A 24,038-nucleotide genomic window follows, 5' to 3' on the forward strand; every position below is an offset into this window, starting at 1 on the left:
CTCCTTAATCTATCACTCTTACACCTTCAACGAAGATGTTGATCTTATCTACCGTCATGCCGGTGAATTCTTCTACTTTGTACTTCACATTTTCGATCAGATTGTCAGCAACTGCCGAAATACTGATTCCATATGCTACGATGACATGGAAGTCGATGGTGATATGGTTGTCCTGTATATTCACGTTGATTCCGTGCGTCAGACTTTCGCGTTTTAAAAGCTTAACAAGGCCGTCCTTCATGCTGACAGCCGCCATGCCGACAATACCGAAACATTCCACTGCGGTAGTGCCCGCATACATAGCGATAACATCAGGGCCAATCTGGATTTCACCCAGTTTATTGTTGATGTAACCCTTCATAATTTTTACCTCCTATCATTCTGACTGATTTGATTATACATTATTTTCCCAAAAAAAGAAACAAATTTTTAAATTTCACTTGCAAAACTATGCAATTTCTGTTATCATACATTTGTTGTGGATTTTTATAACAGAAAATCCAAGTAGCGTTTAAGGAGGTGCAAACATGGCTAAATGTGCAATCTGTGAAAAAGCTGCTCACTTTGGTAATGCGGTGAGCCATTCCCATAGAAGATCTAACAAGATGTGGAAAGCAAACGTAAAGTCCGTTAAGGTTAAAGTTAACGGAGGCGCTAAGAAGATGTACGTATGTACTTCCTGCTTAAGATCCGGTTTAGTTGAGAGAGCTTAATCATTTAAGAAAGAAAACTCCAGGCTGTTGTCAGCCTGGAGTTTTTGATATCATAGGTGGAGAAACAGCTGGCTGCCAGGGCAGTTCGGCTCTTTATTTTAATCGGAAACGGGCACCAGGACACGTCTCTCCCGTTTCCAACAATCGCTCATTACCAGCAGAATAAGTTATATCCCAGAACCATACAGGCGATGATGAATAATATCGTCATAATTGTTGCCGGGATAAAAAGCAGAATTGCCATTCCTGCACCGAAGCAGAACAGCATCAGACCACATACCCTCTTCATATCATCCCTCAATCCGTTACCATGCTATATGATATAGTATGCGGCTTATCCTATTCTTATTCCTGATCCGTCTCTTCCGCCGCGGCCATCTCCTCCGCTACTTTCAGTGCATCAGGGGATATGTCATGGGATCCCCCTGTAAATTTATTCACGAAGTCAGGCACCATGTCCAGAATCTTTGTCATGGCATCCTGCTGTTTGATGTTGACCAGCTTAGTCACCCCGTTCTGGATGATTAAAATTGCGCTGGGACTCATCTTTGCATTCATACCGCCTGCGCCCTTCTGTTTTGAATTCTCAGCAAATGAACCGGCAGCCATACCGCAGGTCACATCCACCAGAGGAAGGATGATGGTATCATCCACCTTTACTGCCTCTCCCACTACGGTTTTTGTTGTCACAAAGGTATCCATACCCTTGAACAGAGCCTCCACTGTAGAGGTAAAATAATTATCTGCCATCTGAATAGTTCCTCCTCGCTATGAGCACTCAGCGTGCCCTGTTTTATCGGACATGACGGACGTGTGTTGTCCGCTTACCGAAGCCATTTTCTTAAAAGGCCTCTGAAATTCTTATCGAGCAGCATTCTTCCCGCGATGAGAAGCAGTGTGCCTGCCCGGATTCTTCCGCTAAAATGTCCCTCCGCCGTAAATACCTGTCTGTCAAACTCCGGATAGATATCAATCAGCTTATGGCAGAACGGATAAATCACGCTGACCGCAGTTAAGACCTGTCCGGTCGTATAGGGATCGTCGAAGCCGAATACCACTTCGCCCTTTCCCTTTCGGGGAAGGAGGTGGCGGACCAGTTTCTTTAACTGCTTTAAAAGAAGGCGGATGGTCTTTCTGTTATTTTCATCGGTAATCCATGCCTGAATCTCTTCTTTTTTCTCTTTTATGGCTTTTAGTTTATCACACATCCCCTTGAAAGAAAACTTAAGTTTTGCGTAAATTGACGAAAGCCTGTCGGCAGTTTTCCCGGCTTTCCCGTTTTTTTCATCGCTTGCCTGGCTGGCTTCCTTTTCCCGGCCGGGGCGTGGTTCCTCCGGCAAAGGCACTTGCTTTCCCTCTTCCGCCAGCTGTTTTTTGCCGGATTTTTCTGCATCTCTTACCAGATCGCCGGTGAATTCTTCGGTTTCCCGGTCCGTCGTTTCCATGGCATGAACCATCATATCTTCGGCATCTTCCCTGCTCTCCTCCACAGGCTTAAAAAGCCGGAAGCCAAACAGGCGGATCCCAACGGAAAACTCGTCTTCAAAGGCTGCCGTTACAGAAACAATATGTAGCAGCCATGTGATGCGGGCCTTCCCCTTCAACTGTTCATAATAGGAGCCTTCGATCCGGTATCTGACCGGTACAAGAAGAATCAGAAGGAGCACTCCGAGAACGAGTCCCAGCAGAATCAGTACCAGAATTCCCAGCAGCTTTAAAATAAATAATATGATAGGAAGCATGGACACCTCACATCCTGCCGGCTTCCGGAACATGTTCGGACATGCCCTGAGCCGGATCGTCACGGTGACTCTTTCGCAGCGGCCGGCCGTTTAAATATCCGGTCAAGTCGAAGCCGCCGGTATTCTGATACAGCTCCTCCACGATCTGTCTCGTCACCTCTAAGGCCTCCCAGTAGTCGGCCGCGATTCCAATAATAAAGAACTCATCTTCCCTGTACCACGGGGCAGAAAGCTCCATGGCCGGATAGATATCAAGTACATTATTCCCACTTAATGAGGGTGTAATCACATAAGCCCCCGAAATCAGGCGGGAATTTCTGATTGACTGTATGATCTGATAACGCTTTTTTTTCGCCTTGTCACCCACGTACAAGTGGTCATACCAGCTTATTTTCATATTCCATCAGCTCTTCCAATAATTCCTTGCAGGTTTCTTTTTCCGCCTCGTCCCCGCAGCTTTCCAGGCTCCCTCTGATGTAAGACTTAATCTCGTCGATCGAATGAAAGTACACCGGAAGATCCGACAGTACTTTCGCCATGATGGCGCGCATGACCGGCCTGGAGGTGTCGGAAAAAACGGTATCCAGTTCACTGAAATACGCTTCCGCGGTTTTTTCCAGATACGCGCGGTCTGCCAGCTTCTTAAGTTCGCTCTCCTTTGGATCATTCTCTGCGGCAGTCTTCTTTAAACTCATAAAAGAGCTTCCGGAAAGGAGAAGATCAATGTTGCGGGCTCTCACATAATCCGGATCAGCGAGCAGTTCCGGTGTCTCCGGCGGAATTTCCGAGCGGAGAAATCTCTCGTAATAGGCCTCCTGACGTCCTTCCATCTGTGTGAGAAGCGCGGCAAAGGAGTCAGCCGGTTCACTGCCGTCTTTCTTCATCAGATTGTCCTGGACACCGGCGATGATGGAACGATAGAGATTTTCCTCGTTGACATCAATGACCGCATCGCTTTTCGCAAGAGAAAGAACGTATAAATCATTGATGATTTCCTGAAGGCTTACAAAGCATTCCGCTTCTTCGTTTAACTCGGCGCTTACGCCCATCAGCTTCGCCTGTGCTTCCGTAAACGCCTCCGGGGAAAGGCTGCGGTAATCCATATGGCCGAACTGCATCAGCGTCTCATACAGGGGCCTTCGCCCCTCCGCCATTCCCTCCGGAAGGGAAGCCATGGACTCGGTCCTGAGCGTATACATCATGTCATGAAGGCTTTCCACGGGGGAACCGATATAAACCGAGAGCCCCTCCAGCACGAGGCCGTAGAATTTCTGTTTTGTCAGACGAACGGGAAGCTGGCCGATAATCTGACGGATGCGCCCGTTCATGACGGCGGATTCCCTGGTATTCGTAATAAATGCCATCAGCATGGCCAGGAAGGACTCATCGTCAAGGCCTGTTTTCGGCAGAGACCGGTAGGATCTCTCCATGCGGTTTAACACGTATTCATAGATCTGAAAGCAGTCCGTGTAAGCCGTCAGAATCTCCACTTCACGGGTAACTTCTTCCCGGAGCTGATCCAGACGGGAAAGGATGTCTCCGCCCTCCAGAAACGCTCCGATGAGTTCGTGAAGGGTGGCGAGAAATGCTCCTCCCTTTCCGGACAGCTCCGGTTCTTCTGTTATAGTTTCGTATAACGTATAGTAATTAAGCGCCAGCCTCGTATAAGAATATTGATACGCCGCTGTCATCTGTTTTTTTATGAAACGGGTTTCCAATGTATTTATCCTCCTGAAGACTTATCCCCGATAATTTGCGAGTATGGACCTGCGCAGGAGATCCAGTGATTTTACGACTGCCTGTTCCCGGATCTTGTCCCGGTTGCCCTTAAAGTGGTATTCCTCCACCTTCACTTTATCCTTCATATAGCAGGCAATGTAGACGAGTCCGACAGGCTTGTCCCCTTCGGTTGAAGGTCCGGCAATTCCGGTAACGGCGATACAGACGTCGGCGTCAGTGGCAAATACGCCTCCCGTGGCCATCTCCTTCGCAGTCTGTTCGCTGACTGCGCCGTACTTCTTAAGCGTTCCCTTGCTGACATCGAGGATTTTTCTCTTTGCCTTATTGGAGTAGGTGACAAAGCCCTCGCGGAACACTTCGGAGGCTCCGGACACATTCACCAGGCGTCCGGCGATCAGTCCGCCGGTGCAGGATTCGGCAGTGGTAACCGTGAGCTCATACTTTTTAAGGAGACGGACAACCGCCATCTCCAGGGTCTCCTCTTCCTTCGTCGTATAGATATCGTCGCCGAACCGGTTCTTGATTTCTTTTACTACCGGCTTGATCAGACTTTTGGCGGTCTCGTCATCGGCGGCGCGCGCCGTAACGCGTAAGTGTACCTCTGCCGTCTTCGCGTAAGGAGCAATGGTCGGATTCGTCTGTGCGGCGATCAGGTCCTTGATCTGGTCTTCCACCTGGCTCTCCCCATGGCCGCAGATCTTGATCATCTGGGAACGGATCACCTCAGGCTGTAATTTCTGAAGGCAGGGGGAAACCTCATCCAGAAAAAGAGGCTTTAACTCGTTAAAGGGACCCGGAAGAAGAATCGCCGTCTTTCCATCCTTTTCCATAATCAGTCCGGGGGCTGTACCGTTATGATTGTCGAGAACCTTGCAGCCTTCCGGAACAAGAGCCTGTTTCCAGTTGTTATCCGTGATGACCGGATAAATGCCATCTTTGAAATACGCCTCGATCCGCTCTCTCGTATGCGGATCTTCCACCAGCTTAAATCCCATAACGTCGGCACAGACCTCCTTTGTGATGTCGTCCTCCGTAGGGCCCAGGCCACCGGTAAGGATGATGATGTCCGCCCTCTTAAGCGCCGTACTGATGTCCTCCGCCAGCCGTTCCCGGTTGTCTCCCACCGTGACCTGATGGTACATGGACAGACCGAGTGACGCGCATTTCTCCGCGAGAAACTGGGCGTTGGTATTCACGATATTTCCGAGTAAAAGTTCTGTTCCGACTGAAATTAATTCAACAACCATAATGATTTACAGACTCCCTTCCGTAAGAACACGATAATTTTTCGCAATGTAATCGATCAGTGAAACCACCGTCAGCACCAGCGCAATGACGCTGAAAATGGCGGTCAGTATGGACAGTGCCGGGATATTGACAATCAGCAGCACAGACATAATCATCTGAGAGACGGTCTTAAATTTCCCCCAGTAGCTGGCGGCGATCACGACACCGTTGTCGGATGCGACCAGACGGAAGCCGCTGATGATGAACTCACGGCTGATAATGATAATCACGAACCAGGCCGGAAGCGCTCCAAGACCGACGAAACAGATTAAGCCGGAACAGACCAGAAGCTTGTCAGCCAGCGGGTCCATAAATTTGCCAAAGTTGGTTACCAGATTGTATTTCCTGGCGATCTTTCCATCCAGTAAGTCGGTAAAGCTGGCCACGATGAAAATGACCGCGGCGATATAGCGGTACGTCTGGTTCGCACCGCCGTCCAGCAGCATAAAGAGTACAAAAAACGGAATCATGATGATTCGAAGAATCGTCAGTTTATTCGGTAAATTCATCTTCAATCTCCCCTATTAAATCGTATTCCAGCGCGCCTGTGACCCTGGCCCGCACAAAGGCGCCGGACATCAGTTCCTCGCCGGTCTGGATAAAAATCATGCCGTCCACACCGGGGCCGTCCATATAGGTCCTTCCCACATAGGCATTTTCATCGGCAACCTTGCCTTCGATCATAACCTCCAGCGATCTTCCGACCATGGACTGGGAATGGTCGAAGGAGATTTCCTGCTGAAGCTCCATGATGGCATCGCGCCGCTCTTCCTTCACTTCCTGTAAAACCTGATCCGGAAATCCTGCCGCCGGAGTGTCTTCTTCCGCGGAATAGGCGAACACACCGAGACGTTCGAATTCCATCTCATCCACAAATTCCATCAGTATCTCATGATCTTCCTCTGTCTCCCCCGGGAATCCGGAGATCAGCGTCGTACGGATGGCGATATCAGGAATCTCACTGCGCAGTTTGCCGATCATCTCCTTTAACTGGGCCCGGGATGTCCTCCGTCCCATGCGTCGCAGGATCGTGTCACTGGCGTGCTGGATCGGCATGTCGATATAATGGCAGATCTTTTCTTCGGTCTTCATGGTCTGGATCAGTTCATCCGTGATCTCTTCCGGATAGCAGTACTGGATCCGGATCCACTGAATCCCGGAAATCCGGCAAAGCTTCTTTAAGAGTTCGGGAAGCGATTTCTTTCCATAGAGATCCACACCGTAAAGCGTCGTCTCCTGAGCTACCAGAATCAGCTCCTTCACCCCCTGATCGGCCAGCGACTGTGCCTCCGACACCAGACGTTCCATGGGAACGCTGCGGAAATTGCCGCGCAGGCTGGGAATGATACAGTAGGTGCAGTGCTTGTCACAGCCTTCTGCAATCTTCAGAAACGCGTAATGGCCTCCTGTGGTAATCACCCGGTCTGTCTTCACTTCCGGGATGATATCCAGATCGTGGAAGCACTGGACGTGCTCTCGGCCGTCCAGTGTCTCGGCCAGCACGTGGGATATCTCATCATAGGTGGTGGTGCCGAGAATTCCGTCCACTTCCGGAATCTCGTCGACGATCTCCTGTTTATAGCGCTGTGCGAGGCAGCCTGTGACAATCAGCGCCTTACACTTTCCGACCTCCTTCATCTGCGCCATCTCGAGAATGGTATTCACGCTCTCCTCCTTGGCGTCGCCGATAAAACAACATGTGTTGATGACGATGACATCCGCTTCGTATTCATCATCCGTAAAGGTATAGCCGTCCCTGTTTAAGAGGCCCAGCATCATCTCCGTATCCACCAGGTTTTTATCGCAGCCCAGCGAAATGCATAGTAATTTCATAAAATGTCATAACTCCTGTCTTTTCGTATCTTCTATTTGCGAAACTATCAAAACGGAAAGGCCATCTCTGTCAATGTGGAGACGGCCTTCAACCTTATCAATCGTCCTCTTCAGTTGCATCCGCTTCACTTAAGATCTTTACATCGCCGTCATATAACTCTTCTACGGCAACGGAAAGCGGCTTCTTTCCAGCGGTTGGAAGATCAGACTCAGCTCCTCCGATGATCTGCCTTGCCCTCTTTGCGGCAGCGATCACGATGGAATAACGGCTCTGAACAACCGGCTGTTCTCCTGGCTCTACCTCACTGTTTACTACTTTAATTAAATCTGAATAAGATGGATGTAACATCTTTCATTCCCCTTTCCTGATGGCTATATATTCTTTAATTCTTCCCTGATCTGGGATAAAAATGCCAGATTATTTGAAACTCTGCTGTGCTGTACTCTGATCATCTGATGAAGCCGCTCCGTGCAGGAGGCGATATCGTCGTTGATTAAGATATAATCGTAGGAGTCCATGCCCTCCGCCTCTTCCACTGCTCTGCGGAGTCTTGCATGAATCACCTCCATACTTTCCGTGCCTCTGCCGACCAGCCGTCTCTTCAGTTCCTCCGCACTCGGCGGCATGACGAAGATCAGAATAGCTTCCGGGAAACGCTCCTTAACCTTTAAGGCGCCCTGAATCTCAATCTCCAGAAGCACGTCCTTCCCCTGTTCCATCTGGTTTAATACGTACTCCTTCGGAGTTCCGTAGTAATGGTTGACGTACTGTGCGTATTCGATCAGCGCGTCCTGTCCGATCATCTCTTTAAAACGGTCTTCCGTTACAAAAAAGTATTCCCGTCCATCCGCTTCTCCCTCCCTGGGATTCCTGGTGGTAGCGGATATGGACAGCGCATAATTGTCATACTTTTCAAGCAGGGCCTTCATAAGGGTGCCTTTTCCTGCGCCGGAAAAGCCCGATATGACTGCCAGCACACCATGCTCGTTCATAAGTTTCCACCTTTGCTTTTTATTCTATGTTCTGAATCTGTTCTCTTACCTTCTCGATCTCGGTCTTCAGCGCAATGGCCTTGTCAGAAATCTCCAAATCAGTGGCCTTCGATAAAATCGTGTTGGCCTCCCGGTTCATCTCCTGGGCGATAAAATCCAGCTTTCTTCCTACGCTTCCGCCGGCCTCCAGCTCAACCTTCGTATTCTCAATGTGGCTTCTCAAACGTACAGTTTCTTCATCCACACAGATCTTATCGGCAAAAATAGTCACTTCTGTGGCGATTCGTCCTTCATCGATGGTGGTATTTGCAAGCAGTTCTTTTACCTTGTCTTCCAGCTTGGCGCGGTACTCCTCGATAATCCGCGGGGAGCGCTCCTCGATAAAGTCCACAAGACTGGTCATGTAGTTTAACTTGCCCTGTAAATCAGCCTTTAAATGATCTCCCTCTGTAACTCGTGTTTCCACAAACCTGCGGGCTGCCTCTTCGACCGTCTCGGAAAGAAGCTTCCACATATGCTCCTCGTCTTCCGGAACATCCTCCATGGAGAGAACCTCCGGACATCTGGAAAGCGTGGATACTGTCACGTCATTTCGTATACCAAACTGAGTCTCCATCCTGGCAAAGTAATCCATGTATTCTGCGGCAAGCGCGCTGTTATACTTCAAGCACAGCTTGTTCTCCGTGTAATCTTCATACGTAATAAACACGTCGACTTTTCCGCGCTGGATATAATTCTTCAGCAGATTCCTGATTCCGGCTTCAAAATAATTGAACTTCTTTGGCATCTTGATGCTTAAATCCAGATATCTGTGATTTACCGCCTTCATCTCGACGGAAATCTTATATTCATCCGTGACGGTTTCGAATCTTCCAAAACCTGTCATGCTTTTTATCATTCCTTGTGCCTTCCTTTCGCCATAGATACCATCCATTATAAGTCATAATAAAAAACAAGTCAAATAGTTTTCTGGAGGGCAAAACTGGACGAAAGGAGTATTCCATAGTATAATATATCCAGTTTCAGTCAGTTGAACGATAAAGGAGAACAGCTATGAAGAAGGAAAGTATGATCTGGTACGATAGAAAGCGCCTCTGGTGCGGACTCCCATGGACCTTTACGAAATATGGAATGGATGAGGGCCGCCTTTTTGTAGAAACCGGTTTCTTCAATACAAAGGAAGAAGAGGTACGCCTCTACCGCATTTTAAATATCAGTCTGAGCAAAAATATCATCCAGAGGATTTTTGGACTGGGGACGATTCATATTGACAGTACGGATCTCGATTTAAAATGCTTGAAAATTACCAATATAAAGGACAGTGACCATGTAAAAGAGATGCTGTCTGAAAAAGTGGAGGAAGAACGCATGAGAAACCGCGTCAGCGCCAGGGAATTCATGAACCACGGCGAAGACGGCGACGCAGATGAGGACTTTCACCCGTTTGACGATCATGAAAATTAGAAAGACATAAACATTGAAAAGAATAGAGGTACAACAATGGCATTAGACGGAATTGTAATGGCCAGTCTCAAAGCAGAACTGAAAACTCGTCTGGAGGGCGGAAAGATTGCGAAGATCGCCCAGCCGGAAAAGGATGAACTGCTGTTTACCGTTAAGAATCAGAAAAACACGTGGCGCCTGCTCATATCTGCGAGCGCCAGTCTGCCGCTTCTCTATTTTACGGAGCGGAACAAACAGAGCCCGTTAACGGCCCCCAATTTCTGTATGCTTCTGAGAAAACACATCGGAAACGGCCGCATTATCAGAGTCAGCCAGCCTGGACTGGAACGAATCATCTGCCTGGAGGTCGAGCATCTCGATGAACTGGGGGATAAGCGGATAAAGAGACTCTATATCGAGATCATGGGCAAGCACAGCAACATTATCTTCTGCAATGAGGAGGACGTGATTCTCGACAGCATTAAGCATATATCCGCGCAGGTCAGCTCCGTTCGCGAGGTTCTGCCCGGCCGTCCCTATTTTATTCCTCAGACGGTGGAGAAAAAGGACCCGCTCACCATATCGGAGACGGAATTTATGGAACTGATCGGCCACACGGCTGCGCCGGTTCAGAAAGCGCTCTATATGAAGCTGACAGGCATCAGCCCCATCATCGGTACGGAGCTTTGCCAGCTTGCCTCCATCGACGGTGACGTTTCAGCCAACGAACTGTCGGAGGCGGAGCTGATCCATTTCTGCCATATGTTTTCGCTTATGATGGATGATGTGAGAACGCACAGCTTCACTCCAAACATTATCTATCACCAGAATGAGCCGGTGGAATTTTCCGCTCTCCCGCTCACCTGTTATGACGGGGACGGTTATTCGACCGTGACCTATGATTCCATCAGCACTTTGCTGGAGGAATACTATGCCTCCCGGAATGTTTTGACGAGAATCCGCCAGAAGTCTGTAGACCTGCGGAAAATCGTTCAGACTGCACTGGAGAGAAATTATAAAAAGTATGATCTGCAGATGAAGCAGTTAAAAGACACGGAGAAAAGGGACAAGTACAAGGTCTGCGGCGAACTGCTCAACACGTACGGCTACGAACTGGAAGGCGGAGAAAAAAAGCTGACCTGCTTAAACTACTACACCAATGAAGAAATCACAATTCCGCTGGATGACCAGCTGACCGCCAGGGAAAATTCTCAGAAGTTTTTTGATAAGTACAATAAGCTGAAACGAACCTATGAGGCCCTCTCGGAACAGACGCAGGATACAAAGCGGGAAATCGATCATCTGGAATCGGTCAGCGCCGCGCTCGATATTGCGCTGAAGGAGGAAGACCTCGTTCAGATCAAGGAAGAACTGATGGAATACGGCTACATCAAACACAGGCGCGCCGGTGATAAGAAACCGAAGATTACGAGCCGGCCGTTCCACTATATTACCTCCGACGGATTCCACATCTACGTCGGCAAGAACAACTACCAGAACGACGAACTTACCTTCAAGCTGGCAAATGGCGGCGACTGGTGGTTCCATGCAAAGGGTATTCCTGGTTCCCACGTCATTGTGAAGACAGAAGGGAAAGAACTGCCCGACCATGTATTTGAGGAAGCCGGTTCCCTGGCTGCTTACTATTCCAAGGGCCGGGAGAATGAGAAGGTGGAGATCGACTACATCCAGAGAAAGCATATCCGGAAGGTGGCCGGCGGCGCCCCGGGATTTGTCATTTACCATACGAACTACTCTCTGGTAGCTGAGCCGAAGCTGCTTCTTGAGGAAGTCAGCGAAAAAAAGAATCATTAATCAGGAAACGCCACAGGAGGGAAGAAAATGGCAATCGATAAAAAGTACGAAGCGGATGCGGCAGTAATCCTCTCCCACCGTTACGACCAGGGAGGTCTGCTGTGGGATACACCGGACCACCGGCTGCAGAAAGGGGCGCCGTTTTCCACACTGGACTGCGTAAGCTATCTGATGGAACTGGGGATGGAACCGGAAGAACCCGTATTAAAGGAAGCTGCAGAGCTGATTTTCAGCGCATGGCAGAAGGATGGCCGCATCCGGTGCTATCCGAAGGGAAGTATCTATCCCTGTCATACGGCCTGCGCGGCGCAGGTGTTGTGCCGCCTGGGATATGGAGAGGATGAGCGGCTTAAGACCACATTCCGCTACTTCCTGGACAGCCAGTATCAGGACGGCGGCTGGAGATGCCGAAAGTTTTCCTTTGGCCATGGCCCGGAAACAGAGTATTCCAATCCGCATCCAACACTTCTTGCACTCAATGCCTTCCGCTTTAGTGATTATATCAACAGGGAACCGGCGCTGGACCGGGCGGTGGAGTTTTTACTGGATCACTGGACGATACGGAAGCCGATCGGTCCGTGCCATTACGGGATCGGAACGCTGTTTATGCAGGTGGAATATCCGTTCCGGAACTATAATCTTTTTGAGTACGTCTACGTTCTCTCCTTCTACGAACGGGCCAGAAAGGATGCCCGTTTCCTGGAAGCATTCCATGAGCTGGAAAAGAAAACGGTGGACGGGCAGATTGTGGTGGAACGGGTCGTGCCGAAGCTGGCTAAGCTGGCCTTCTGTAAAAAGGGAGAGCCAAGCGAACTGGCGACGAGGCGATTTGGGGAAATACAAGAGAATCTGGCGGCGGATATCTGACGGACTGTACGGTACCGTTGCCTGAAAAAAGAATGCCGCCCTTTTGGTAAGCTCTTCAGCAAAACCAAAAGGGCGGTATTTTCATCCTGCATTTCTGTTACTGTACCGTTTCACATCGGGGTCTGTCCCAGAGAAATGGGTCTTCTGTTAATTCCAGATAATCCTTAAGCCGTTCCCGAAACGCCAGGATACGTTCATCTGTACAGTCTTTCTCTATGGCAGCCGGATTCATTTCATACGGATCAAGCTCTCTGTCATAGAGAAGCTCTCTCTGGGGCTCATCGGGGGCGTAGCCATTAGTGATGACATAAGTATACCGCCTGTTTCTGATCCCCCGCCAGCCGTAGGCCTTGTGTGTCAGACCACGCTTCGAAAATGCGGCAACCATATCCGCGCCTCCCGGATAGGAGCAGATCAGCATATCTTCCGGTTCACCGGGCACTGCGCTGCCTCTGATCAGACTATCGGCATGGCTGTATCCCTCACACGTCTCCGGCACAGCCAGATCCAGAAGCTCTAAGAGCGTCGGCATGTGGTCAGGACTTGCGAAGATCACATCATTTTTCCCCGGCATCAGTCTTCCCTTCTGCCGGAATATCAGCGGGATGTGAAGTGCTTCATCATACCAGATATTCTTGCTCATAAGTCCATGGGACCCCAGCATTTCCCCGTGATCGGCGGATAGAACCACAAGCGTGTTCTCCTCCATGCCGTTTTCCTTCAGCCATGCCAGGATTCTTCCAAACTGCTCGTCAATTCCATGAACCGCAGCAAAGTACTGGCGTGTCTGTGTCTCTAAGAGACCGCCCTCTTCCCGCATGGATTCCGGCACATTGGGACGGTAGTGAACCTTCAGATTTTTAAATTTCTCATAATAGCGCTCCGGTACCAGCTCATACGGCAGGTGCGGCGGATTATAGGAGACAAACAGAGCGAACGGTTCCTCTCCGTCCTTCTTCTGATTCATATATTCAATGGCTTTATCGGTCTCAAATTCCGCAGACCATTTGCCGGGTTTTATCTGAGTCTCATCATCCAGCCAGTAATGGGGATCGAGATGATCGTCACATGCCCCATAGGACAGGAAATAATCGAAGCCCTGTCGTCTCTCTCCCGGCGGCGTATAGGCATCCCACTCGCCTGCACCGGACTTTGGATGCGGACTAAAATTGAGTTCCGACGCGTCAAGGTGCCATTTGCCGATATAACCTGTTGCGAAACCGGCGTCCTTTAACACATTGGCGATACACGTCTCCTGGGGCTTTAACATGATCTTCTCCTCCAGGCCGATCTTGCAGTTCGTCCACATCCCCAGGCGGAACGGGTATTTGCCCGTCATGAGCGAGGCCCGGTGCGGGGAACATAAGGGAAAGGTGCTGTATGCGTTGGTACAGCAGACACTTTCCTCTGAAAAACGGTCGATGTTCGGCGTTACGACCTGATCGCTTCCGAGAGAGCCTACGGCCTCGGCGCGCCACTGGTCCGCGAAGACATACAGCAGATTGGTTTTCATGGATGTCTCATCTCCTTTACCAGTATAACTTCCAATCCTGCGAAAGCCGGGTAAGGGCTTCCATATAGAAATAGTCTCCCCATGTATTGCATTCATCTACACCGCGGTTCGTGCAGGTATTTTCCTTCGAATCCCTTGCATACGTACCGTGAAGCAACAGTCCGTTGGATTTTGTGATGTCCGTGTTGGCGCAGTGATCCACGAGAGCCCGCAGCATGCGGTCCGCAGCCGTTAAGTAGCGGCCGGCCTTTTCCTGATCTAAATATTTGGCCATCTCCAGGATTCCGCAGACAGCGATGGCCGATGCGGAAGAATCTCTTGGTTCTGTGCTTCCCGTATCGAAATCGAAATCCCAGTAGGGAACGAGATCTTCCGGCAGATGCTCGATAAAGTAATCCGTAACACGGCAGAATAAATCCACGTATTCCGGATTCTTTAAATAGCGGTAGCTGAGAGCGATGCCGTAGACGCCCCACGCCTGGCCTCTCGCCCATGCGGAACCGTTCCGGTTGCCCTGATGTGTGACGCCGTATGTCGGCTCACCGGTCTCCACATCAAAGAAATGGGTATGGTACGTGGAATTGTCGGGTCTTAAGATACATTTCATAGCGGTTTTGATGTGATTTTCCGCTTTCTGCGCGTAGGACTCATCTCCTGTTACCTCTGTCGCCCAGTAAAGGATCGGAAGGTTCAAGAGGCAGTCGATGATCAGGCGGTACTCTTTGGGTTCGCCCGGATTTCCCCAGGCCTGAAGGAAGTTTCCTTTTTCCCTGTAACGCTCCGCCAGATGGTCGGCAGCTAAAAGTGCAGCTTTTTTAGCATGCTCATTACCGGTCAGCTTATAGGCTGCCACACAGGACAGGCTGTATAAGAAGCCCATATCGTGGTGATTGACATCGATTTTCTTCTCAATCCGCTCTAAAAAGCTTTCCACCTGGATATCGGCGGCCTGTTTGAATGCCTCATCTCCGGTATGCTCATAGGCCAGCCAGATGGAGCCGGTCCAGAAGCCGGTGGTCCATTCCACATTTTCCGTCGGTTCATAGAAACCGTCAAAGCTGTTGGAGGACTGGAATTTTTCTGTAAATACTGGAAGATTTTCCCGGATAACAGCTACGGCGCCGTCAAGCGCCGTAGTTATCATCCCCTCTTCCATGCCCGGATAGTTCCGGATCGTGTCAAGGGTCTGTGCCATAGTTCATTCTCCTTATTATTACCGTGTCCGAAGTTTTTATTATTCTTTATCCCTTAATTCCGCTTGCTGCCACGCCTTCCACGAAGAACTTCTGACAGCTTAAGAATACGATGACAACCGGGATCAGGGAACAGACGGATGCTGCCATGATCCATGCGTAGTCGGCGCCATACTGGGAAATAAACATACGGATACCTAACTGAATCGTCTTTAATTCCTTTGTCTTTAAGTAAATGAGGGGTCCCATAAAATCGTTCCACACAGTGGTGAAGGTGAAGATCGTCAGGGTAGCCATCGCCGGTTTTCCCAGTGGAAGTACAATTCTTGAGAAGATTCCGAACTCTCCCAAACCATCGATTCTGGCCGCCTCACAGAGCTCATCCGGGATACTGATATAGAACTGACGGATTAAGAATACGCCGAATGCAGAGAACGCCTGCATCAGGATCAGTCCGATATGAGTATCATTTAATCCCATCTTGGAAATCAGAATGAACTGAGGAATCATATATACCTGCCACGGAACCGCAATGGTGGTAACGTACATCAGGAAAATCAAATCTCTTCCCTTAAATTTCGTCTTTGTAAAGCCGTAAGCCGCAAGACAGCTGGTGAACAGCTGGATCACCGTGGTGCAGATCGTCAGCTTGGCCGTATTTAAGAAGAACGTCATGAGCGGAAGCTTTTTCCAGATGATCTGGTAGTTATCCCAGTGCATGGTATCCGGCCACCATTTCATGGGAATGGAGAAAACGTCCTTATTAAGCTTTAAGGAGGAAATCACCATCCAGTAGAAAGGAACCAGCATGAATAATGACAGTAAAACTAATAAAATATAGATGAGACCTTTGTATGATTTATGATTTGTCTGCATACCGTTTCCCTCCTTTACATTAAGTCCTTAGACCATTTTTTCTCACCGGTGAACTGAATGAGCGTGATGACAAGTACAACGGCGAACAGGATGATTGCGCCTGCGCTTGCCGGCCCCAGCTGCCAGCTGGTAAATGCTTTTTCATAGATATAGTTGACCAGGGTCTTGGTCGCATTGCCGGGACCGCCGCCGGTCATAACGTATACTAAGTCGAATACCTTGAAACACTGGATCGTCAGCATGATTAAGACGAAGAATGTGGTAGGTGTCAGCATCGGAATCGTTATGTAACGAAGCTTCTGCAAGCCGTTCGCACCGTCGATGCTGGCTGCTTCATAGAGGGAACTCGAGATTCCCTGAAGGGCTGCCAGATAAACAATCATGTAATATCCCATGTATTTCCAGATACTGACGATGGAAATGGCCACCATGGCCCAGTTCACATCCACTACCCAGCGGGGCGGATTGGCGATTCCTATAAATTTTAAAAATTCATTGACCGGTCCGAAATCCGGCTGAAACAGCATGTTCCAGACAGCTCCCACCGCCACGATGGAAGCGATATACGGGAAATAGATTGCCGTACGGAAAATGGCGATTCCCTTCAGCTTATTATTTAAAAGAACGGCTAAAAGCAGGGAAAGCACCAGAGTCGGAAGGACCGTCATGAGTGCGTACTCAATGGTGTTCCAGAAGGACTTCATAAAGATCTCATCCTGAAAGATCTGAGCGAAATTGGCAAGCCCTACAAACTCCATGGGAGCCTGGGAGGCATCCCATTTCATGACACTTAATAGAAAAGAAAAACATACGGGAATGAAGATGAAAATCGCGTAGCCGATCAGATTCGGCAGTATGAATGCATAACCGACCATATTGTCGCGGATCACTCTCTTCTGACGCGAGGAAAGACCTTTCTTCTTTTTATCTTCCATATTATTATACCTCCTGGTTCTGGCACACGGTCACCGCTTCCCGGCGGCATGCTGTGCGATATGATCTGCCCTGCAGGCAAAAAGTACCTGTCAGAGCTGCTTTTTCCCATAAGAAAGAGCGCTCACCATAAGAAGTTTACAGAGGCGCTCTTTCTGTCATGGGAACCTGTTAATGATTAGTTCCAGCCCTTTATTTCTGCTACACGTTTGTTCAGTTCTGCAATACCGTCGTCGATGGAGTAAGCCTTGATCATGATCATCTCATGTACTTCGTCTAATGGCTTACGGATCTCTTCGATCTGAGGATCAAGAGGACGGTCAAATGCGTAATGTGTATAGGTTAAAGCTTCCTTGTTGCTGTCGCCTTCCGGGAAATTCTCTGCGGATGCGATGGTGTTGATGGATTCGTCTGTCTGGATGCCTGTGAATACGCCCTGCTCAGCAAGAATGTTGGCTGCTTCTTCAGAGGAGGCAAATTTTACGAAATCCCATGCTAAATCTTTCTGATCAGTGTAAGCGCTGATTCCGATTGGTGTTAAAGCACCTACTGTGTAACCGGATTCTGTATCTTCCGGATGAGGAATTCTTGCTACGCCCCAGTTGAAGTCGGTTTCGCCTTCCGTCTGAGCCTGCATCATGGTTGCGATAAACCATGTACCCATCGGCATCATAGCGCACTGCTGATTCTTAAATACAGATGAATAGTGAATGTTGGCTGTCTTTAATGTGGAGTAGTCCTGCATATAACCATTTTCCTGTAATGCAAGCGCTTCCTCATAATATGGCTTTAAGAAGGAGTAATCTTTCTCAACAACGGTGTGCTTTCCGTCCTGAACAGCCCAGTTGGTAACGAGTGCCTGCCATGTGTGATCATGTGTTCCGTATACTTTGGCGCTGCCCTCACCGGAGGTCATCTTTGCTGCCAGTTCATCGTATTCGCCCCATGTCATATCATTGGAAGGATACTCTACGCCTGCTGCGTCAAATAAATCCTTGTTATAATATAATACGTACCAGTCGGAACGGTATGGAAGTCCGTAGGTTGTATCGTTGTACATTAACTGCTCTGCTGCACCACTGTATACGGATAAGTCCAGGTTGTCTGCTTTGATCATATCATCTAACGGAAGCAGCTGGCCCTTATCTGCCATCTGAAGCATGGAGCCCATGTCCTTTACCCAGATTACATCAGGATCGGCCTGAGCAGCGGATAAGCTGATTCCCAGTGAGTTGTTGTACTCGTCTGCGGAAGTGTCGATGACCTTGATCTCTACGTTCGGATTCTTTGCTTCATACGCTTTTACTACTGCGGAGAACTGCGGGGTTGTGTCATAATCCCATGTGGTTACGGAAAGAACTTGCTTCTCACCGCTTGCTGCTGTGGTCTCTTCCCTGCTCTCTGCATCTGCAGCGGTTGTGGCCTCTTCCTTTGCTGCGGTCTCAGGTGCCGCTGTTGGTGTGTTCTTGCTTCCGCATGCTGCGAGTGATGTGCATGCCATTCCGGCTGCCAGTGTCAGTGCTGCAACTCTCTTTAACTTCATGTTAAAACCTCCCTTATTTTTGAATCACAATTGTTTGTGTTCCTTGATGACATAAGAATACCAAATATTTCACTCAGGTTAAATCAACGATTTTTATAATTCTGTTACTATTTTTCTGATTTGATAAAATAACAGCCGGAAAAAATATACTATTTACAGATTCTTGTATTTTTTTCATGTCGTGCTGCTTCGGCAATTGAAATCCTGCGGTTTTATTAGTATGATATCATTGAAAACATATGGAAAGGGTTGAAATATGAAGAGAGCAGAAAAACAGAAAAACGGAAAAATGCCGAAAACCTTTCAGAAGAAACTGATCTTATATAATATGCTGGTCATTATCTGTATAGCCAGCGCAGTAAGCTTCTATAACTATCGTTCCTACTGTCAGGATGTCATCATCAGTGAGACCAATAACTCCGCAAACCGCGTCCGGGCGCTGTCGGAGCGGCTCCAGGTGGCATACGATGAAATGGTGAATATCGTGCTGAACTGCGCGGAACGGAAATCGCTGTTCTTCGCCACCACTCTGGACAGCCCCAACAAGCCCTATAATACCCACATGGCGGTCTATGCCTCCGATGTACTGCGGGATTTCTGCGCCATCTCCGGTTACAGCAGGTATATCAATAAAATCGTGCTCTTTCATAATGGTCTCGTTCTTCAGGCAGGGAACTCCTTTGGCGCGTCCACGGATGTGGAAAACATTATGAAAGCCCCCTGGTTTTCTTCTCTGTTATACAGGGAAAACTCACAGTATACCCTTTCCCTGGAAGATAATCCGTTTACATTCAGCAGCGGTCGTTCGGCCGGGCCAAAGCTTCTTCCGCTCCTCCGGCCGCTCCAATACAGCGCCCGGTCGAAGCCTGAGGAATCCTGGGTCTTCCTGGGGATCTCTACGACCCTGTTTTCGGATACGCTGAAAAGTCTGCCGCCAGATGCGCTTGTGTATGCCGTGACTGCAGGCGGGGATATCATTGCTTCGACCGATGTGAACGGCGAATTTGACACTTCCGCCATAATCGGCAGTCTTCTGGCTGACAAAGGGGCGGAAGGCAATTATCAGATGAAGCTGAACCACGAAAACTGTGTAATCACCTATGTAAAACAGCCGGTCAGCGGTCTTCTCTTCTTTGAGATCCGCCCGGAGAGCCGGATGCAGCTGGATCACGGCGTTATCCGGAGAACGGTTCTGATCGTATTTTTCTTCTGCATCGCGATCGGGCTCACTCTCTCGCTCTTAATCTCGCGCCAGCTGGGCGCTCCCATCAGCCGTCTGACGAAGCGTCTGGAGCTGATTTCCAGGGGGGATTTCGAACCGGATCACTCCATTGAGACAGATGATGAGATCGGTATGATCGGACGGCAGATCAATCATATGTCGGGGCACATTTCCACCCTTCTGGAGACGAGAGTGGAAAATGAAAAAGAAAAAAAGGATATGGAAATCAAGATGCTTCAGGCCCAGATCAACCCCCATTTCCTCTATAACACGCTGGATTCCATCAAATGGATTGCAACTATGCAGAAAAACAGCGGAATCGTGTCGGTGGTTACCGCTCTCTCCTCCTTATTAAAGAATATGGCTAAGGGCTTCAATGAGAAAGTAACGCTGCGCCAGGAGTTGGATTTTCTCCAAAATTATGTTATTATTGAAAAAATCCGGTATATTGAACTGTTTGACATCGACATTATTGTCGAACAGGAGGAACTTTACGATGCAAGGATCATTAAACTGACGCTGCAGCCAATCGTGGAAAATGCCATCTTCAGCGGCATCGAGCCCAGCGGACGGACGGGGCTCATCACCATCCGCGTCTGGGTTAAGTCCGGCGTCCTGCATATATCCGTCACGGATAACGGCATCGGTATTTCGCCTGAAAATATTAAAAAACTGCTGACCGATACTTCCAGAATTACCCGCAGCAACATGAGCGGCATCGGCCTTCCCAATGTAGACCGCAGATTCAAGCTGGTATACGGCGAGGATTACGGCCTGACGATTGAAAGTGTTGTTGATCAATATACCACTATTACCATAACGCTGCCGCTGGAATTTTAAAGGCCGGCCGCGGGGAGGAAAAAAATTATGTACAGAGTTATTATCGTGGACGATGAACCGCTTATCCTGGCCGGTATCGCATCTCTTATCACCTGGGAGGAGTATGACTGCACCATCATCGGCAAAGCGACCAACGGTCCGTCCGCTTTTGATATGATCATGGAGCTGAAACCGGACATCGTCATCACCGATATCCGGATGCCGGTGTTAAACGGACTGGAGCTGGTGGAGAAATGCAAGGATGAGGGCTGTACCTTCTCCTTCATCGTACTGACCAACTTGGAAGAGTTTCACCTTGTGAGAAAAGCGCTCTCCCTGGGGGCTTCCGACTACCTTGTCAAGCTGGATTTAAACGAGGAAGCGCTGGCCGCCTCCCTTGCGCGGGCCAAGGAGGCGTGTGAGCTGCTTGTGAGCCAGAAACAGCACCAGCTGTTAAATGACCTGATGAAGGACAATCAGGAGAATGCATCCAAAAACTATTTGAGCCAGCTTCTGCTGTCCGGGAATAACCCGGAGGTGCCGGATAAGGTAAGGGCGGAATATCCGGATCCGTTTTTGCTTCTCTTCTCCATAAGCCCCATCAATATTGCGTTTGAGACTGATGACGATCCCTACGATTTCCATCAGATCAGCAAACAGCTGATGGACATACTGGGCGGAATCGCCACCAGAACCTTTCGCTGCCATACGCTTCTCGAGTTCCGGACGGATACGTATCTGCTGGCCGCTTCCCTAAAGGATGGCGATGTATTTGAGACGGTGGTGTCGGAGTTCTGTCAGAAGATGACGGTGGCTTTAAAGACGTATTTCGAGTTCAGCGCCGTATTCGGCGTGAGCAGGCGGAAATCGGATATCTCGCTTCTTAAGGATGCGCTGTCAGAGGCGCAGACTGCGCTGGAGGTCTACTATTTCGAATCCAGCTCACCGGTGGTTTTCTACCAGGGGCAGAAATATCACATGAGCAGGGCAAAGGATTTTAATATCAATATTTTCAAAAAAGATTTATCTGCCGCGATCGCACAGAACGACAGTGATAAGCTTGCGGCTGTCTTCGGGCAGATTATCACTCTCTTTAAGGAAAACCAGCCGGGCAAGGATCAGGCGGCCAGCGCGTGTATCAATCTCTATACATATCTGTATTCATATTTTGAGAGCGCGGATAACAGCTACGGGGATATCTTTCCCTATGCGATCAATGTGGCGGGACGGCTCTATCAGTTTAACAGCCTGGCCGATATTCTGACCTGGCTCCAGAGCTTCTGCAGCAAACTCTGCCGGCTGCTGAACGACCGGAAGTCCACCCGTTCCGATAAGCTGGTGGAGCAGGCCAGAGCCTATGTAGACGAGCATTACATGGAAAAGCTGACCCTGGCTGATATCGCTGACTGTTTGAACATCAGTGCCGGCCATTTGAGCAACACCTTTAAGAAGCTTACCGGCAGCACACTGTCCGATTATATTGCCACAGTGAAAATCGAACACGCCAAGGAACTGATTGATACACACCAGTATCTGATGTATGAGATCTCGGATATGCTGGGCTTTGATAATCCCTACTATTTCAGTAAGGTATTTAAAAAGGTAACGGGAATCTCTCCCAGAGAACATGAAAACAGGACACCTGCCTCGTAATACAGCAGGCGTCCTGTTTTCTTATGGAAGTGCTGTTAGAAATCCTTATCGTCTTTGGCACCCGGTATCAGGTACAGAAATTCCTTTTTCCCTTCACGGTATGCCCGTTTGGCCAGTGCTTCGCACTGATAAGAATCTAACGATTCTACGGCGATACTGAAAAAATCCTTCCGGTCGTCTTCATAGGCACGATATGCGTATGATGTCTGTTCGTTCCCGGCAAGATCTGAAAACAGGATGGAGAAGAATGCGGTCTGATTATCCTGATAGGATTTTTCCAGATACTGAAGCCTCTCTTCTGCCGTCAGGATCTGCACCGTCATGCTGAAGCAGGGAATGTTATGTTCCTTATAGGCACGTTCTGCCATAGCAGCCTGCGTCTCCTTTGAGGACTTTTCCAGCACGGAAGAATAGTATTCTTTTTTCCCTGACTCATAGAATAAAGCGGCAAGCTCATCATATGTCTCCTGATAAGGGCCATCCACTCCCACCACGACAGGATTTGTCATAATAAAATTGGTGACCCACTGATTGGTGGAATTCTCTTCTGTCTCCCGTTCCTCCAGTATGGCCAGGCGAATGGCTTCCATGACAGCCGGATTATCTGCATACTGTTTCAGTTCTTCGATAAAGGATACGGTATATACCTCCCCTGCTGTGACCTGCCGGGTCGTCTGATAGAGGGATGAATCATTATTCCATGCAAGGCGGATTCCGTATTGATTTACGAAAAAGCCTTCGGTTTTAAAGCTGTGCCTCCATTTTTTACTTTCGGGATTCTTCGAATCGTTGAGCCATCCATCTGTTACATCTGAGTCTGTCTGTATTTGCCGCTCCGGCTCCTGTGCATCTGAAGCAAAGCCCCCGAGTATGAGAAGGGAGCCGGTTAAAACCGCGGTTACCGCCAATGATGCCAACTTTTGAATTCTTGTGATCTTCGTTGCTTTCATAATAGTTCTTAAAGACTGCAGTATCCAACGATCTCACAGTCAGCCGGCAGTTCATATCCGCTCAGACTGCCCAGTGTCCACTTTGTCTGGAACGGACGGCGTTCATCGAGAGCCGCTGCGAAATTCAGCATGACAGCCCCGCAGTTTAATCTGGCATCGAGTTCGCCGGTCATGGAGTCCATCATCTTCACCAGGATTGCTTTTCCGTCAGCCAGGAGCAGGCGGAAGGACTGGCGGTTTAAGAAGGTTGGCGCATAGCTTGCCGCATACAGGGCATCTCTGAGGCCGTCGTCGATATACATCTCATCCAAATCGGCTTCTTTGCCCCATGCATCGCCATAAACCATCTGTGCGAGTGAAATCTTCGGTGCCAGGTGGCCCTCTCTCGTGATGACATCCACATCAGAAATACTTCTGATATGGAGCCTCGTCAGGCTTCTCTCCTTTTTTCCATAGCCAAAGGCAGTGATGGCAGCAACTTTTCTGTCATCCCCGATCTTTAGCGCAGCCCGGAGCGCCGGATCGTCATCGACGGTCAGCCAGCAGCTGTCTAGTCCCATGTCGGTCATGTGAAGGATGATGTCCTCGTTCATGTAGCCCACATTTTCAAGATAGCCCGGCTTCACTTCTGAAAGGAGAAGCAGATAGGCGGGCGCCTCAAACGTAAGGCCTTCGTAACCTGCATTGCCCTGGAGACAGCCGCATTCTGATTGATCAAGTATTAGTATCTCTGTTTTGATATCTGGTACAAGACGCCTGCATTCTGCGAAGCTTTTTTTGAGCGCTTCTTTCAGTTCTCCGGATACGGGTTTGTCTGTAAATTCTCTGATTGATTTTCTGGCTTCCGCCACTTTTCTGTAATCCATGATTGCCCTCCTTGTTTTATGATTCCTTTTATATTAT

Annotated in this window: 25 protein-coding genes; 6 read left to right on the forward strand and 19 right to left on the reverse strand. The window is 49.0% G+C overall.

Features of this window, described 5'->3' with window-relative positions; genetic code table 11:
- Nucleotides 1-4: 4 nt before the first annotated feature.
- The gene (locus NE473_RS01450) at nt 5-361 is read right to left on the reverse strand and encodes an Asp23/Gls24 family envelope stress response protein (RefSeq protein ID WP_002604164.1); all 357 of its coding nucleotides are present in this window, start codon (nt 359-361) and stop codon (nt 5-7) included.
- A gap of 166 nt (nt 362-527) precedes the next feature.
- Between NE473_RS01450 and rpmB the strand changes: the two genes are divergently transcribed.
- A complete protein-coding gene (rpmB, locus tag NE473_RS01455) occupies nt 528-713 on the forward strand; it encodes a 50S ribosomal protein L28 (protein WP_006775035.1) in 186 nt (61 codons plus the stop codon).
- A gap of 151 nt (nt 714-864) precedes the next feature.
- Here rpmB and NE473_RS01460 read toward each other — a convergent pair whose 3' ends face one another.
- The 11 genes from NE473_RS01460 to NE473_RS01510 all read right to left on the reverse strand — a co-directional run bounded on the left by NE473_RS01460 (nt 865) and on the right by NE473_RS01510 (nt 9,206).
- Nucleotides 865-1,002: a hypothetical protein gene (locus NE473_RS01460; protein ID WP_002604166.1), complete on the reverse strand. Its 138-nt coding sequence runs from the start codon at nt 1,000-1,002 to the stop codon at nt 865-867.
- Nucleotides 1,003-1,058: 56 nt separating this feature from the next.
- A complete protein-coding gene (locus NE473_RS01465) occupies nt 1,059-1,463 on the reverse strand; it encodes a GerW family sporulation protein (protein ID WP_006775033.1) in 405 nt (134 codons plus the stop codon).
- A gap of 74 nt (nt 1,464-1,537) precedes the next feature.
- Entirely contained in the window at nt 1,538-2,455 is a 918-nt protein-coding gene (locus tag NE473_RS01470; RefSeq protein WP_155560675.1) for a DUF2953 domain-containing protein, read from the reverse strand.
- A 7-nt stretch (nt 2,456-2,462) separates the two neighbouring features.
- Nucleotides 2,463-2,852 (reverse strand): hypothetical protein, encoded by a 390-nt coding sequence (locus NE473_RS01475; protein WP_055648935.1) that lies wholly within the window; start codon nt 2,850-2,852, stop codon nt 2,463-2,465.
- On the reverse strand, nt 2,833-4,173 hold the full coding sequence (locus NE473_RS01480; protein ID WP_242866045.1) for a hypothetical protein: 1,341 nt from the start codon (nt 4,171-4,173) through the stop codon (nt 2,833-2,835). The genes NE473_RS01475 and NE473_RS01480 overlap by 20 nt, the downstream gene beginning before the upstream one ends.
- Nucleotides 4,174-4,194: 21 nt before the next feature.
- On the reverse strand, nt 4,195-5,442 hold the full coding sequence (locus tag NE473_RS01485; RefSeq protein WP_022032464.1) for a competence/damage-inducible protein A: 1,248 nt from the start codon (nt 5,440-5,442) through the stop codon (nt 4,195-4,197).
- Nucleotides 5,443-5,448: 6 nt separating this feature from the next.
- On the reverse strand, nt 5,449-5,991 hold the full coding sequence (pgsA, locus tag NE473_RS01490) for a CDP-diacylglycerol--glycerol-3-phosphate 3-phosphatidyltransferase (RefSeq protein WP_022032463.1): 543 nt from the start codon (nt 5,989-5,991) through the stop codon (nt 5,449-5,451).
- The gene (gene rimO / locus NE473_RS01495) at nt 5,975-7,315 is read right to left on the reverse strand and encodes a 30S ribosomal protein S12 methylthiotransferase RimO (protein WP_022032462.1); all 1,341 of its coding nucleotides are present in this window, start codon (nt 7,313-7,315) and stop codon (nt 5,975-5,977) included. The genes pgsA and rimO overlap by 17 nt, the downstream gene beginning before the upstream one ends.
- Nucleotides 7,316-7,412: 97 nt before the next feature.
- Nucleotides 7,413-7,664 carry a DNA-directed RNA polymerase subunit omega gene (rpoZ, locus tag NE473_RS01500; RefSeq protein WP_002604174.1) on the reverse strand — a complete coding sequence of 84 codons (252 nt, stop codon included), beginning with the start codon at nt 7,662-7,664 and terminating at the stop codon, nt 7,413-7,415.
- Between the two features lie 23 nt (nt 7,665-7,687).
- Entirely contained in the window at nt 7,688-8,308 is a 621-nt protein-coding gene (gene gmk / locus NE473_RS01505) for a guanylate kinase (RefSeq protein WP_055648936.1), read from the reverse strand.
- Between the two features lie 19 nt (nt 8,309-8,327).
- Nucleotides 8,328-9,206: a YicC/YloC family endoribonuclease gene (locus NE473_RS01510; RefSeq protein ID WP_055648937.1), complete on the reverse strand. Its 879-nt coding sequence runs from the start codon at nt 9,204-9,206 to the stop codon at nt 8,328-8,330.
- A 155-nt stretch (nt 9,207-9,361) separates the two neighbouring features.
- Here NE473_RS01510 and NE473_RS01515 point away from each other — a divergent pair, with 155 nt between their 5' ends.
- From NE473_RS01515 to NE473_RS01525, 3 genes are read left to right on the forward strand one after another with little or no spacing between them, the layout of a single operon-like run.
- Nucleotides 9,362-9,772 carry a PH domain-containing protein gene (locus NE473_RS01515; protein ID WP_006775022.1) on the forward strand — a complete coding sequence of 137 codons (411 nt, stop codon included), beginning with the start codon at nt 9,362-9,364 and terminating at the stop codon, nt 9,770-9,772.
- Nucleotides 9,773-9,808: 36 nt separating this feature from the next.
- Nucleotides 9,809-11,566 carry an Rqc2 family fibronectin-binding protein gene (locus NE473_RS01520; protein WP_055648938.1) on the forward strand — a complete coding sequence of 586 codons (1,758 nt, stop codon included), beginning with the start codon at nt 9,809-9,811 and terminating at the stop codon, nt 11,564-11,566.
- A 27-nt stretch (nt 11,567-11,593) separates the two neighbouring features.
- On the forward strand, nt 11,594-12,433 hold the full coding sequence (locus tag NE473_RS01525) for a prenyltransferase/squalene oxidase repeat-containing protein (RefSeq protein WP_055648939.1): 840 nt from the start codon (nt 11,594-11,596) through the stop codon (nt 12,431-12,433).
- 97 nt (nt 12,434-12,530) lie between these two features.
- Here NE473_RS01525 and NE473_RS01530 read toward each other — a convergent pair whose 3' ends face one another.
- The 5 genes from NE473_RS01530 to NE473_RS01550 all read right to left on the reverse strand — a co-directional run bounded on the left by NE473_RS01530 (nt 12,531) and on the right by NE473_RS01550 (nt 18,491).
- Nucleotides 12,531-13,946 (reverse strand): sulfatase family protein, encoded by a 1,416-nt coding sequence (locus NE473_RS01530; protein ID WP_055648940.1) that lies wholly within the window; start codon nt 13,944-13,946, stop codon nt 12,531-12,533.
- Between the two features lie 16 nt (nt 13,947-13,962).
- Nucleotides 13,963-15,141 (reverse strand): glycoside hydrolase family 88 protein, encoded by a 1,179-nt coding sequence (locus NE473_RS01535; RefSeq protein ID WP_022032456.1) that lies wholly within the window; start codon nt 15,139-15,141, stop codon nt 13,963-13,965.
- A 46-nt stretch (nt 15,142-15,187) separates the two neighbouring features.
- On the reverse strand, nt 15,188-16,015 hold the full coding sequence (locus tag NE473_RS01540; protein ID WP_055648941.1) for a carbohydrate ABC transporter permease: 828 nt from the start codon (nt 16,013-16,015) through the stop codon (nt 15,188-15,190).
- Between the two features lie 14 nt (nt 16,016-16,029).
- Nucleotides 16,030-16,950 (reverse strand): carbohydrate ABC transporter permease, encoded by a 921-nt coding sequence (locus tag NE473_RS01545; protein WP_055648942.1) that lies wholly within the window; start codon nt 16,948-16,950, stop codon nt 16,030-16,032.
- Nucleotides 16,951-17,126: 176 nt separating this feature from the next.
- A complete protein-coding gene (locus NE473_RS01550; protein WP_055648943.1) occupies nt 17,127-18,491 on the reverse strand; it encodes an ABC transporter substrate-binding protein in 1,365 nt (454 codons plus the stop codon).
- Nucleotides 18,492-18,747: 256 nt separating this feature from the next.
- On the opposite strand from NE473_RS01550, the gene NE473_RS01555 reads away from it, so the two are divergent.
- Both NE473_RS01555 and NE473_RS01560 read left to right on the forward strand, forming a co-directional pair.
- Entirely contained in the window at nt 18,748-20,553 is a 1,806-nt protein-coding gene (locus NE473_RS01555; protein WP_055648944.1) for a sensor histidine kinase, read from the forward strand.
- 27 nt (nt 20,554-20,580) lie between these two features.
- Nucleotides 20,581-22,185, forward strand: coding sequence for a response regulator transcription factor (locus NE473_RS01560; RefSeq protein WP_055648945.1), 1,605 nt, complete (start codon nt 20,581-20,583; stop codon nt 22,183-22,185).
- A gap of 35 nt (nt 22,186-22,220) precedes the next feature.
- Here NE473_RS01560 and NE473_RS01565 read toward each other — a convergent pair whose 3' ends face one another.
- Both NE473_RS01565 and NE473_RS01570 read right to left on the reverse strand, forming a co-directional pair.
- On the reverse strand, nt 22,221-23,135 hold the full coding sequence (locus tag NE473_RS01565; RefSeq protein ID WP_055648946.1) for a hypothetical protein: 915 nt from the start codon (nt 23,133-23,135) through the stop codon (nt 22,221-22,223).
- An 8-nt stretch (nt 23,136-23,143) separates the two neighbouring features.
- Entirely contained in the window at nt 23,144-24,001 is an 858-nt protein-coding gene (locus tag NE473_RS01570) for a nitroreductase family protein (RefSeq protein WP_055648947.1), read from the reverse strand.
- Nucleotides 24,002-24,038 lie beyond the last annotated feature (37 nt).

The sequence above is a fragment of the Hungatella sp. SL.1.14 genome (assembly GCF_024460495.1).
Classification (GTDB): domain Bacteria; phylum Bacillota; class Clostridia; order Lachnospirales; family Lachnospiraceae; genus Hungatella; species Hungatella hathewayi.